The organism is Nocardia africana NBRC 100379, from assembly GCF_001612635.1.
GTDB classification, from domain to species: domain Bacteria; phylum Actinomycetota; class Actinomycetes; order Mycobacteriales; family Mycobacteriaceae; genus Nocardia; species Nocardia africana.
Genome location: NZ_BDAV01000007.1, coordinates 302,380 through 313,674 on the forward strand (window position 1 = coordinate 302,380; position 11,295 = coordinate 313,674).

The 11,295-nt window shown below is 69.1% G+C and carries 15 protein-coding genes and 1 riboswitch; of the genes, 9 read left to right on the forward strand and 6 right to left on the reverse strand.

The window, feature by feature from the left end; translation table 11 throughout:
• Positions 1 to 37: 37 nt before the first annotated feature.
• Positions 38 to 925 (reverse strand): manganese catalase family protein, encoded by an 888-nt coding sequence (locus tag NA3_RS13175; protein ID WP_062963868.1) that lies wholly within the window; start codon positions 923 to 925, stop codon positions 38 to 40.
• Between the two features lie 138 nt (positions 926 to 1,063).
• Here NA3_RS13175 and NA3_RS39265 point away from each other — a divergent pair, with 138 nt between their 5' ends.
• Together NA3_RS39265 and NA3_RS39270 are read left to right on the forward strand one after the other, a co-directional pair.
• On the forward strand, positions 1,064 to 1,327 hold the full coding sequence (locus tag NA3_RS39265) for an SDR family NAD(P)-dependent oxidoreductase (protein ID WP_062963869.1): 264 nt from the start codon (positions 1,064 to 1,066) through the stop codon (positions 1,325 to 1,327).
• Complete coding sequence (locus NA3_RS39270) at positions 1,327 to 1,563, forward strand: SDR family oxidoreductase (protein WP_062963870.1); 237 nt, start codon at positions 1,327 to 1,329, stop codon at positions 1,561 to 1,563. Before NA3_RS39265 ends, NA3_RS39270 begins: the two co-directional genes overlap by 1 nt.
• Positions 1,564 to 1,682: 119 nt before the next feature.
• Here NA3_RS39270 and NA3_RS13190 read toward each other — a convergent pair whose 3' ends face one another.
• Both NA3_RS13190 and NA3_RS13195 read right to left on the reverse strand, forming a co-directional pair.
• Complete coding sequence (locus NA3_RS13190; RefSeq protein WP_062963871.1) at positions 1,683 to 2,174, reverse strand: Dps family protein; 492 nt, start codon at positions 2,172 to 2,174, stop codon at positions 1,683 to 1,685.
• Positions 2,175 to 2,267: 93 nt separating this feature from the next.
• Positions 2,268 to 2,618 carry a hypothetical protein gene (locus tag NA3_RS13195; RefSeq protein WP_062963872.1) on the reverse strand — a complete coding sequence of 117 codons (351 nt, stop codon included), beginning with the start codon at positions 2,616 to 2,618 and terminating at the stop codon, positions 2,268 to 2,270.
• Positions 2,619 to 2,863: 245 nt separating this feature from the next.
• Between NA3_RS13195 and NA3_RS13200 the strand changes: the two genes are divergently transcribed.
• A complete protein-coding gene (locus NA3_RS13200) occupies positions 2,864 to 4,207 on the forward strand; it encodes a cytochrome P450 (RefSeq protein WP_062964034.1) in 1,344 nt (447 codons plus the stop codon).
• 5 nt (positions 4,208 to 4,212) lie between these two features.
• Positions 4,213 to 5,292, forward strand: coding sequence for an NAD-dependent epimerase/dehydratase family protein (locus NA3_RS13205; protein WP_062964035.1), 1,080 nt, complete (start codon positions 4,213 to 4,215; stop codon positions 5,290 to 5,292).
• A 179-nt stretch (positions 5,293 to 5,471) separates the two neighbouring features.
• Here NA3_RS13205 and NA3_RS13210 read toward each other — a convergent pair whose 3' ends face one another.
• Both NA3_RS13210 and ligD read right to left on the reverse strand, forming a co-directional pair.
• Positions 5,472 to 5,927, reverse strand: coding sequence for a hypothetical protein (locus NA3_RS13210; RefSeq protein WP_128145329.1), 456 nt, complete (start codon positions 5,925 to 5,927; stop codon positions 5,472 to 5,474).
• A gap of 57 nt (positions 5,928 to 5,984) precedes the next feature.
• Positions 5,985 to 6,953, reverse strand: coding sequence for a non-homologous end-joining DNA ligase (gene ligD, locus NA3_RS13215; RefSeq protein WP_062963874.1), 969 nt, complete (start codon positions 6,951 to 6,953; stop codon positions 5,985 to 5,987).
• A gap of 113 nt (positions 6,954 to 7,066) precedes the next feature.
• Positions 7,067 to 7,204, forward strand: a riboswitch (cobalamin riboswitch).
• A gap of 38 nt (positions 7,205 to 7,242) precedes the next feature.
• On the opposite strand from ligD, the gene NA3_RS13220 reads away from it, so the two are divergent.
• From NA3_RS13220 to NA3_RS13230, 3 genes are read left to right on the forward strand one after another with little or no spacing between them, the layout of a single operon-like run.
• The gene (locus NA3_RS13220) at positions 7,243 to 7,458 is read left to right on the forward strand and encodes a CbtB domain-containing protein (RefSeq protein WP_062963875.1); all 216 of its coding nucleotides are present in this window, start codon (positions 7,243 to 7,245) and stop codon (positions 7,456 to 7,458) included.
• A 21-nt stretch (positions 7,459 to 7,479) separates the two neighbouring features.
• Positions 7,480 to 8,334, forward strand: a complete 855-nt coding sequence (locus NA3_RS13225) for a CbtA family protein (protein WP_062963876.1) — start codon at positions 7,480 to 7,482, stop codon at positions 8,332 to 8,334.
• Positions 8,331 to 8,888 carry a histidine phosphatase family protein gene (locus NA3_RS13230; RefSeq protein WP_062963877.1) on the forward strand — a complete coding sequence of 186 codons (558 nt, stop codon included), beginning with the start codon at positions 8,331 to 8,333 and terminating at the stop codon, positions 8,886 to 8,888. Before NA3_RS13225 ends, NA3_RS13230 begins: the two co-directional genes overlap by 4 nt.
• Positions 8,889 to 8,908: 20 nt before the next feature.
• On the opposite strand, the gene NA3_RS13235 is transcribed toward NA3_RS13230, so the two are convergent.
• Positions 8,909 to 9,289 carry a DUF488 domain-containing protein gene (locus NA3_RS13235; RefSeq protein WP_062963878.1) on the reverse strand — a complete coding sequence of 127 codons (381 nt, stop codon included), beginning with the start codon at positions 9,287 to 9,289 and terminating at the stop codon, positions 8,909 to 8,911.
• A gap of 170 nt (positions 9,290 to 9,459) precedes the next feature.
• Here NA3_RS13235 and NA3_RS13240 point away from each other — a divergent pair, with 170 nt between their 5' ends.
• Together NA3_RS13240 and NA3_RS13245 are read left to right on the forward strand one after the other, a co-directional pair.
• Positions 9,460 to 10,221, forward strand: coding sequence for a 1-acyl-sn-glycerol-3-phosphate acyltransferase (locus NA3_RS13240; protein ID WP_062963879.1), 762 nt, complete (start codon positions 9,460 to 9,462; stop codon positions 10,219 to 10,221).
• Between the two features lie 113 nt (positions 10,222 to 10,334).
• A complete protein-coding gene (locus tag NA3_RS13245; RefSeq protein WP_062963880.1) occupies positions 10,335 to 11,267 on the forward strand; it encodes a TauD/TfdA dioxygenase family protein in 933 nt (310 codons plus the stop codon).
• Positions 11,268 to 11,295: the final 28 nt, after the last annotated feature.

An 11,295-nucleotide genomic window follows, 5' to 3' on the forward strand; every position in this document is an offset into this window, starting at 1 on the left:
CGGTTGCTCCGTTCTCACGCTGCGATGACGGCGCCGCTCAGCCCGGAACGTGCTGTTCGTGCGTGAAGGGCTTGGTGCCGTCGACGGCGGGTTCGCCCTGCGGGTTGTTCTCCGCACCGTGGTTGCGCCCCTTGCCGGCGCTCAACCACCCCGACACGGGATCTTCGACGTACTCCCAGCTCATTCCCTGCGGCCACGGACCCTGTCCCTCGTTCCACGGGCCCCGGCTGGAGTCGCCGTCCGACATGTTGAACGCCAGGTTCTGGAATCGGTCGTCACCGGGTAGCGCACCGGGAGGGAAATTCACCGGCAGCTCGTTCAATGCCGCGGTGAACTGCTGGAAATGCGCGACCTCGCGGGTCATCAGGAACGACAACGTTTCCTGGACGCCAGGGTCGTCGGTGAACTGCTTCAGATATTCGTAGACGATCTTCGCCCGCGTCTCGGCGGCGAGGTTGCTGCGCAGATCCACCGAGGGCTCGCCGTTGGAATTGACGTAGGCGCCCGACCACGGAACACCGGCGGAATTGCCCACATCCGGGCCGCCGCCGCGCAACGCGAAGAACAGCGGATCGGCCGCCACCTGGTGAATCGCCGCCTCCCGGCCGTCGGAGCGGGACACGACCGGCATCCAGTCGCAGCGTTCGGTGGCCTGTTTCAGGTCGTCGTTGAGCCCGTCGAGCAGCATGGTGATCATCGATCCCACTATTTCGAGGTGACTGAATTCCTCGGTCGCGATATCCATGAACAGGTCGTAGGTCTTGGGGTGTTTGCGCCGCAGCACGAAAGCCTGACTGAAATATTGCATCGCCGCCTTCAACTCACCGTTCGCGCCGCCGAACTGTTCCTGCAGCAGCGTCGCGAACCGTGGATCCGGGCGGTCGACTCGAACCTCGAATTGCAACTCCTTGTTGTGAGTGAACATCTAGGCCTCGAATCATGTCGTCGGACACGGATGTGCGGCGGCTACCCCGGCGCTTCGAGCGGAAACGTGTCCACCGGACCGGCCGCCGCCATTCCGGCGCACAGGTATGTGTTCGTCCCGTCCGGGTAGGCGGGAGATATGACCGACACACCTCCCCTCGCCCTGGTGACCGGCGCGTCCAGCGGTATCGGGTTCGAGCTCGCCAGACAGTTCGCCGAACGCGGTTACGAGGTGGTCATCGCCGCCGAGGGTGCCGCGATCGACGTGGCCGCCGAATCGCTGCGCCGTTCCGGCGCGCGCGTGCGGCCGCTGCGCATCGATCTGCACAGCACCAACGGACCGGAACAGCTCTACGCCACCGCCACCGAGGACGGCCGCGTCCCCGACGCGTCACGGTCTTGATGCCGGGTCCCACCGACACCGACTTCTTCCGTCGCGCGAAGATGCTGGACACCCGCATCGGCCGCGGGCCCAAGGACGATCCGGCCGAGGTCGCCCGCCAAGGGGTCGACGCGCTGCTGGCCGGTGACCAGAAGGTCGTCGCCCCCTCGCTGCCCACGAAGGTGATGGGCATGGTCGGCCGCGTCGTTCCCGACGCGCTCAAAGCGAAAGCGGGACAAATCATTTCGGGGGGCTGATCGCCCCGCTCGGTGTCACTCGCTCGGCGTCGGGTGCTCCCGGTCGCGATCCGGGGCCGAGCAACCGGCGACGGCCAGGACGGCCGTCGCCGGAACCGGGTATCGGCGCAGTGCGCGCGTTACGCGGCCTGGGCCTGCCACATCCAATGCAGTTGCTCCAGCCGGGCGGCGATATCGATGAGCAGATCCTGGGTGACCGGGTCGGCCTTCTCCGAGGCGTCGATCCGCTCACGCAGCCTGCGCACGACCGCGGCCAGGCCGGCGACGATCGCGCTGATCACGTCACCGTCCTGCTGCCACCCCGAGGGGAACGACTCGGCGCTGGAGCTCTCCGCGACCGTGCGGGCGCGCCCGTCCGGGCTGACGCCGATCGCGGTGGCTCGCTCGGCCGCCGCGTCGGTGAAGCCGCGCGCGGTCTCGACCAGTTCGTCCAATGCCAGATGGACGGTGCGGAAACGGGGGCCGATCACATTCCAGTGCGCCTGCTTGCCGATCAGGCTCAGATCGATCAGATCGACGACGGTGGCGCACAGCGCGTCACCGGCGATCCGTTGCTGTTCCGGCTCCAGCACCGTCGCGATCGGATCGGTGGTCGTGGAGGTCTTGGCCACGATGGTCTCCTTCCTCGCTGACAGTCATCACCTAGGCGACTGCTTGCGTGCACGACCTACCCGCTGCCGACCACTCCAAACGAGCGGCCGGGTTCAGCCGGCGGCCATCGCCATCGCCAGATACAGCACCATCACCGCGAACAGAAACCAGCCCGCGCCCTGCCATACCGGCCACGGCCGCCCGCCGCGCCACTGCCGCACGGTGATGACGAACGCGCCGATGCCGCCCAGTAGCAACACGATTCCGGGCACCAGACCCACGGCCAGCCGGGACGCGGTATCGCAGGCCACGTGGTCGGCGTTGGCGCACTGATCCCGCGAGGCCGCCCAGCCCAGGGCCACCCCGGCGACGATCGCCGCCACGACCAGCACACCGACCGCGTACCGCACCGCCCGCCGGAAACTCGGCGGGTCGCTCCAGCGGGGGCTGACCTCGCGTGCCATCGTCACCTCCGGCCCGTTCGTCGTGCGCTCGTCACCGAGGCACTACCCGGCCTCCCGGCGAATATTCGATCGGGACCCGGGCTGTCGTTTCGCCCGAGTCCTCCCGGGTAGGCGGTCGCTGAGGACCGAAGGAGGCCGATGTGCACCGCGAACCCGATCCGCACGGTGAAACCGATTCGCGCAGCCCAACCGACCCTGCCCGCTCGACGCCCGCCCCCGGCCGAGCCGCCCACCGGCTGACCGGAATGCGCGCCGCGGCGGCACTGGCCGATCTCGGCCTGGCGCCGGTCGCCGCCGGGGTGATCGCCCGGCGCCGCGGCATGATGGCGCTGCTGGAACGCGTCGGCGCCGACGACCGCGCGGTCCGCCGGATGCATCGGTTGCGGCGCGAATTCGGCAGCGGGCCGGTCGAACTGGTGCTGCCCGGCCGCCGGGTGCTGGTGCCGTTGGATCCCGCCGACGTCTCGCGGATCCTCGACGGCGCGCCCACTCCGTTCCATCCCGCCAATCGCGAGAAGATCGCCGCACTGCGCACCTTCCAGCCGCACGGGGTTCTCATCTCCGCGGGTACGGCCCGCGAACAGCGCCGCCGCCTCAACGAACAAGCGCTCGACACCGACCGGCCGCTGCATCACCTGGCCGATCCGTTCGCCGGGGTGGTCGCCGATGCCGCCCGCGAGCAGATCCGCAGCGCGGTGCAGCGCGGCGGTCTCGACGCGGCGCACTTCACCACCGATTGGTGGCGGCTGGTGCGCCGGATCGTGCTGGGCCGCCGCGCCCGCGAGGACGACTCGATCACCGATCGGCTGTGGCGACTGCGCGCGGCGGGCAACTGGTCCTATGTCGCGCTTCCGCATCGACGCCTGCGCGAGCGCTTCTACGAACAACTCTACGACTACGTGCAGACGGCCGAAACCGACAGTCTCGCAGGCGCATTGAAGCAACTGCCGGCGCCGGGGGCAGTCGATCCGGTCGGCCAGATCCCGCATTGGCTGTTCGCCTTCGACGCTGCCGGTATGGCGACCATCCGCGCCCTCGCCGTCCTGTCCACCCATCCCGGACAGCTGGCCCGAGCCCGGCTGGACGCCCAGGAGCCCGAGCGCGCGATGCCGCGGCCGTATCTGCGGGCCTGTGTGCTGGAGTCGATACGGCTGTGGCCGACCACCCCGGCGGTGTTGCGCGACACCACCGAGGACACCGAATGGGGCCGCGGCGAAGACCGGTTCACCGTCGCCGCGGGCGCGGGCCTGCTGATCCCGGTGCCGGCCTTCCACCGCGACCCCGACCTCCTGCCGTTCGCGCACAGCTTCGAACCCGATATCTGGCTCGACGGGCGCGCCGAGCGGTATCCGCAACTGGTGCCGTTCAGCGCCGGCCCCGCCCGGTGCCCCGGTCGCGACCTGGTCTTGTTCCTCACCACGAGCCTGATGGCGCATCTGATCGAGGAACTGGATCTCGAGTTGCGCTCGCACCCGCGACCCACACCGACGGCGGCGCTGCCGATCACCTTCGACAACTTCCGCATCGACTTCACCGCGCGGGCGCGCGCACTGCAGGTGGCACAGTCGCATTCGGCGAGCGGGGGGTGACGGTCATGCGTGTGGTCGTGGTCGGAGCTACCGGAAACGTCGGCACCGCGGTCGTTTCCGCGCTGGCGCGGCGCCCGGAGATCGACGGGATCGTCGGGCTGGCCCGGCGGCTGCCGCGGCAGGCGGTCGACGGGGTGCGGTGGGCGCGCGCCGACATACGCTGCGACGATCTGCTGACCGAATTCCGCGGCGCCGATGTGGTGGTCCATCTCGCGTGGCTATTCCAGCCGACCCATCGGCCGCTCGAGACCTGGCGCGCGAATGTGCAGGGCACCGAACGGGTATTGCAGGCGGTCGCCCAGGCCGGTGTCCCGTCGCTGGTGTACGCGTCGTCGGTCGGCGCGTATTCCCCTGCGTACCACGACGATCCGGTCGGTGAGGACTGGCCCACGGAAGGCTGGCCACCGGCCGGGTACATGCGGGAGAAGGCCTACGTCGAGCGTCTGCTCGATCTGTTCGAGAACGAGCATCCGGATCGGCGCGTGGTGCGGATGCGTCCCGCATTCACCTTCCAGCAAGCCTCCGCGAGCCAGCAGCGCCGCCTGTTCGCGGGCCCGCTGGTTCCGGGCAGTGTGCTGCGCCCGCCGCTGATCCCGGTGCTGCCCGTGCCGGCGGGGCTGCGGCTGCAGGCGGTGCACGCCGACGACATCGGCAACGCCTACAGTCTCGCGGTCGTCGATCCGAGCGTGCACGGCCCCTTCAACCTCGCCGCCGACCCCGTGATCGATCGCGCGAAACTGGGCGTATTGTTCGATGCGCCAACGGTTTCCGTACCACCCGGGGCCGTGCGCGCCGTATTGGCCGTCGGCTGGTGCCTGCGCCTGGTCCCCGCGCCGCCCGACCTGTTCGATGCGATGGTGCGCCTGCCGATCATGGACACCACCCGCGCCAGGCGCGATCTCGGGTGGACACCGCGCGTCGACGCCGTGGCCGCCATGCGCGAGGTCCTCACCGGGATGAGTCACGGATCCGGCGGTGTCACACCACCGTTGGCGTCCGACGCCGGCGGGCGGCTGCGGGTGCGGGAATTCGCCTCCGGAGTCGGTGGCAGCGACCCGGTCGACCGCTGGGGCGCGGACCTGTGAGGTCCCCGCGCGCCCCGGTCACACGCTGAACACGCGCTTCGCCATCGCGTGGGAGCTGTGGGGGATTCACACCACAGGCAGGGCGGGAGGTGATCGACGATGTGCATGTCGACACGCCTGAGCGGCGGAATCGTGACCACCGCGCTGACGAGAACGGCAACTGCCAGCGCTGCCCCGCCTCACATCGAGGCGGCACGCTTCCGACCGGATCGGTTGCTGTACAGGTGCAAGAAGGCTGCCGTGAACGCTGCGCCAACGGCGAAGCACGCCGCGGCGACGCTCGTGTCGAGGCCTCCGGGCAGCTCCGGCTTGTAGTCGGACAAGGACAGCTCGGTTCCCACCCACCGAGCGAAAAGGCCGGCAATCAGTCCACCCGCGATGGTGCCGCCAGGCGCGAACGGGTAGGGCAACAGCCCGAAAATGGCGGTGACGAACAACACCGGGCTGATCACGAACAGGAACGGCCAATAGACCGAGAAGTTGGCGGCGAATTGGCCACCCGCATCGAGATCTGGTCCCGAGAACAGTCCGCGCCCGATCGCCAGCCACGCCACAGCCAGCGCGCCGACGGCAATGACCTGCGCTGTGTACGCGAGACGGTTCAACCGATTCCACGACGCATCACGAGCAGACACGCGGTCACTATAGCGATGTCCTGAGCCGCAGCCGTGGGCGAATCGTCCCTTTCCCGTTCAGGAATCGAGCGCGCTGTCGGCGCGTCCGGGCACTTCGACCTCGTCCGGCGTCTTGTCCGGCCGCAACCCGCGCCAGGACGGGTGGCGCAGGCGCCCATCCCCGGTCCGCTCGGTGAACGACACCTCGCCCACCAGTTCGGGTTCCACCCAGATCGCGTCCTTCACCGGCGCCGCGACGGTGGGGGTCTGCCGCCGCAGCGGACGCAGCCGGGCCTGGAGATCGTCGAGCATGGCCTGGGTGAAGCCGGTGCCCACATTGCCGATGTAGACCAATTCTCCGGTCTCGTCGTGCACGCCCATGAGCAGGGAGCCGATGCGTCCCTCACGACGACCCGCGCCGGGCCGCCACCCCACGATGACGACCTCCTGGTCGTTGACGTTCTTGACCTTCGTCCACAGCGGACTGCGCCGGCCGGGCAGATAGGGGCTGTCCAGGCGCTTGCACACGATGCCCTCGAGCCCCAGGCGCGCCGATTCGGCGAGCACGTCGGCGCCGGTGCCGGTCAGCCGTGGCGGGATGCGCCAGTTCGGGCCGCGCAGACCGAGCTGTTCCAGCAGGCCGCGGCGCTGTTCGTACGGCAGGTCGATCAGCGGCCGATCGCCGATGTGCAGCAGATCGAAGATGAGGTAGGTCGCGGGCACCGATCGCGTCAGCGCGCGGATCATGGCCGGATTGCGCTGGTGCATGCGCGGTTGCAGGGCGGCGAAGGAGGTGCGGCCGTCGGCGGCGAAGGCGACGATTTCGCCGTCGACGACGATCGGCGGGGCGGCGGGCGCGAGATCGGCGAGTTCCGGCCAGGCCGCGGTCACATCGTTGCCGTTGCGCGAGATCAGCCGCAGTTCCCGCTCGACGTAACCGATCGCGCGAATACCGTCGAATTTCACCTCGTACGCCCAGGCCGCACTGTCGGCGGGCAGAGCACCGGCGGTCGCCAGCATCGCCGCATAGCGCGGCAATCCGCTCATGAGTCCCACCTTTCGATCTACGGCTATTTCTCGGTTACTACCCCGAAATCCTCCTCTTACAGCTACGACGCCGCGGACAATTCGATTACGGCCGGATCTCGCAACCACCTGATTGACCGGCCGAACCGAAATTTCGTATGGTGGTGCGAGCGAGATTCGAGGAACCCGGTGAAAATCCGGGACGGTCGCGCCACTGTGAGCATTTCGCCCGGCGGAATGTGAGTCAGATACTCGGATCGCGTCGTAACCACCATCGAGCGGGGACGCGCAATCCCCGGAGGAGAGTCACATGGCGACGTCCTATGTTCCCCGGTCCGGCCTGCAGTCGATTCGGCTCTCCATTCCCACCACGGCCCTCTGGCTGAGCGGCACCACGGTTCTGGCCCTGCTCGCCCTCTACTTCATCGGCATCGATCAGGGCGCGGTCTCGATCTTCGGCGACGATATGCACGTGCACGAATTCGTCCACGACGCACGGCATTTCCTCGGCTACCCCTGCCACTGACCGCAGGATCGAGCCCCTGCAATGGAAAAACGAATCATCGCCCGGGGCGTGCTGGTCGGCGCGATCGGCGGGCTGGCGGCCTTCGTGTTCGCGCGCATCCTGGCCGAGCCGATCATCGATCGCGCCATCGACTACGAGGGCGGGCGCGACGCGGCGCACGCGACAACCGAAGCGGCCGCGGGACATTCGATGGCCGGCATGGAAGACACCGAACTGTTCACCCGGTCGGTGCAGTCGACGGTCGGCCTCGGCTTCGGCACGGTCGTGTTCGGCGCCGCGATGGGCGCGCTGTTCGCGGTGGTCTACTGCCTGTTCGTGGGCCGCGTGGGCAAGTTGACCCCGCGCAATCTCGCACTGTGCGTGGCGGGCGGCATGTTCGTCGTGCTGTACGCGGTGCCGTTCTTCAAATATCCGGCCAATCCGCCGTCGATCGGCAACCCGGACACGATCGGGGAACGCACCGGCCTCTACCTGCTGATGGTGCTGATCGCGGCGGTCTGCGCGGGGGCGGCGGTCTGGCTCGGCCGGAAACTGCAAGCGCGGCTGGGTAATTGGCTCGCGACCATCGCAGCGGGCGTGGCCTTCGTGGTCGTGGTGACCGCGATCGCGGCGCTACTGCCCTCGCTCGGGCATCTGGCCGCCAACCGGGCGCTCGCCGACGCCGCCACCGAAACGCCGCGGCCGCTCACCTCTTCGACCGGCCGGATCGTCTATCCGGGCTTCCCCGCCGACGATCTGTACTATTTCCGCGTCTATTCCTTTGCCGCACAGGCCATTCTGTGGTCGGTCATCGGTGTGGGTTTCGCGACGCTGGCACCGCGGCTGTTCCAGCTCGCGGACGAATCCGCCGCGGCCGCGCCGGCAGCGGCGGTATGAGCGCGAGTGTCACCCGGCTCACGCTGATCAGTCACGGCATGACCGAGGCGATGCGGGCGGCACGGTTCCCGGCCGACGAACCGCTCGCCGAGCTCCCGAGCGGCGCCGCCTCCCCGGCGGCGCCGCGGGCCGACCGGGTTCTGGTCGCCCCGGAACTGCGGGCGACCACGACCGCCACCCTGCTGTCCCTGCACGCAACCATCGAACCCGCCCTGCGCGACCTCGACTGCGGCGACTGGGCCGGCAGGCCGATGGACACCCTGGACCCGGCCGACCTCATGGCCTGGATGACGGATCCCGGCTACCGCGGCCACGGCGGTGAAGCGATGACCGACCTGCTCGACCGGGTGCGCGGCTGGCTCGAATCGGTGGTCGCGGATCGACGCCGCATCGTCGCGATCACCCATCCCGCCGTCGTCCGCGCGAGTGTGCTGCTCGCCCTCGCGGCACCGCCGGAATCGTTCTGGCGCCTCGACGTTCCGCCGCTCAGCGCCACCACCCTGCACGGCCGCGGCGCGGCCTGGACCGTGCGGCACACCGCGAATCCGCTGTGAGATCGTGCGACCCGGCCGGCTCAGTGCGAGGCGGGCTTCTTCTCGACCAGATCGGCGAGCACGGCTGCCTCGCTGATATCGATCCGCTTGGTGGCCGAGAGCAAGGTGAGCATGCCGCGCCCCGCGAGTTCACGCAGGTGGTTCAGGTCGGCAGCGCGTTCCGGATCGTGCAGCTCCTCGCGGTAGCGGCGACCGAACTCGTCGAATTTGGCGGGGTCGTGGCCGTACCAGGTGCGCAACTCGGTGGACGGCGCGATCGTTTTGCACCATTCGTCGAGGTGGGCGTTCTCCTTGCTCATCCCGCGCGGCCAGAGGCGATCGACCAGCACCCGCATGCCGTCGTCGGGATCGGGATCGTCGTAGATCCGCCGGACCTGGACCCGCGGTCGTGTGCTCGCCATCGCGCTGCTCCCTTCGGTCGGCCGTATCGCCCGGCACCCGTCGAGCGGACCACCGGGCCTGTTTTCCGCTTTCGAGGGTAATCACGCGGGCAGCCGGCTTTCGCCCGCTCGCCGACGCGGCTGGGAATACCTCTCCCTACGCAGCCGTAGGTTACGGTAGCGTAGGTTGAATGAACGTCCCGACCTCGACCGCCGATCCCGTCGTCTTGCCCCCGTCGGTCGAATTCGACAATCGCGATGCCGTCTACGAGTACTACCGCACCCACCGGGCGCCCCGCACCCGCGCACGCCTGTTCTACGCGATCACCGCGTACCGCAAACGTCCCGCGGTGCACTACGCGGACGGTGCCCGCGCGGCGATCCGCGGGCTGATCCGCGACAACCGCCGCATGATCATCGCGATCAACCATGTCAGCGTGGAGGATCCGCGCACCGTCGCCGCCTTCGCCTGGCGCAGCGTGTTCCGGCCGCGAATCGGGCACATCCGCGTGCTGGCCAAGGACGAGCTCTTCCTCGAGCCCGGGCAGCGGTCGCGCATCGACATCATGGGCGCCATCCCGGTGTTCCGCGGGAAGGACCACGGCCCACGCGCCGCCTACGCCGCCGGCCAGCAGCTGATGGACGTCTGCGTCGGGCGCATGGTCGACGGTGACGACCTCGCGTTGTTCCCGGAGGGCACCTGCAACGAGACCGATCCGGCCCGGGTGCAGACCATCGGCACCGGCATCGGCCACATCGCCGCCCGCGCCCGAAAAGCCGGGGCCGCACCGGTTTTCGCCTTCCTCGGCCTGACCTACGGCCCCGACGGCCGCGCCACGTTCTACCTCGACGAGCCGCTGCCGGAGTTCCCGGAGCGACCGGCCGAGATCACCCGGGTGGTCGCCACCCGGATGCAGCGCGCCCTCGACGGGGCGATCGCGGCCGTCCGGTAACTCGCCGGGCATGGGACCACGGGATTGCGATCCCGGTGACCGTAACGCTGGCCGGACCGGCCACCGGGTGGTTACCTACCGGACGTCCGACACGGTGGAAGAGAGGTCGCGCGATGTCCGTCGACGAGACAACCGGCACCCCGGTGCGAGTGATCCGGCTGGGGAACCACATCGGCGCCCGGATCGAGGGTGTTCGCCTCGGCGGCTCGCTGGACACCGACACCGTCGCCACCATCCGCGCGGCCCTGCACCGGCACAGGGTGATCTTCTTCCGCGGCCAGGACCACCTGACCGAGGACGGGCAGTACGAGTTCGCACAACTGCTCGGCACACCCACCACGCCGCATCCGACGCTCACCTCCGCGGGGGTGAAGAGTCTGGCCATCGATTCGCAGCACGGTCGGTCCAATGTCTGGCACACCGACGTCACCTTCGTGGACCGGGTGCCGAAGACCTCGATCCTGCGCGCGGTGACACTGCCCTCCTACGGCGGATCCACCACGTGGGCCTCCACCGTCGCCGCCTACGAGTCGCTGCCGCACCCGCTGCGGGTGCTGGCCGAGAATCTGCGCGCCCGCCACACCAATCGCTACGACTACGCCGCCGAGACCGACGACCGGCCTGATGACGGAACCCGTTCCTACCGAACCGAATTCGAGTCCCGCTACTTCGAAACCGAACATCCGGTGGTGCACGTCCACCCGGAGACCGGCGAACGCGCCCTGCTGCTGGGCTGCTTCGTCAAGCAGATCGTCGGCCTGTCCACCACCGAATCGCGCACGCTGTTCCGTCTTTTCCAGGATCGGGTGACCCGGCTCGAGCACACCACCCGCTGGGATTGGGCGCCCGGCGATGTGGCGATCTGGGACAACCACGCCACCCAGCACTACGCGATCGACGACTACGACGGCGCCGAACACCGCCGGCTCACCCGCATCACAGTGGCCGGTGACATACCCGTCGGCGTCGACGGCCGGGCGAGCACGGTGATCGCCGGCGACGCGCAAGCGTATTCCCCCGCGGGATCGCTACCGCGAGCGGCGTGAACCGCGCGGCGTGCGGAACCGGAGCCGT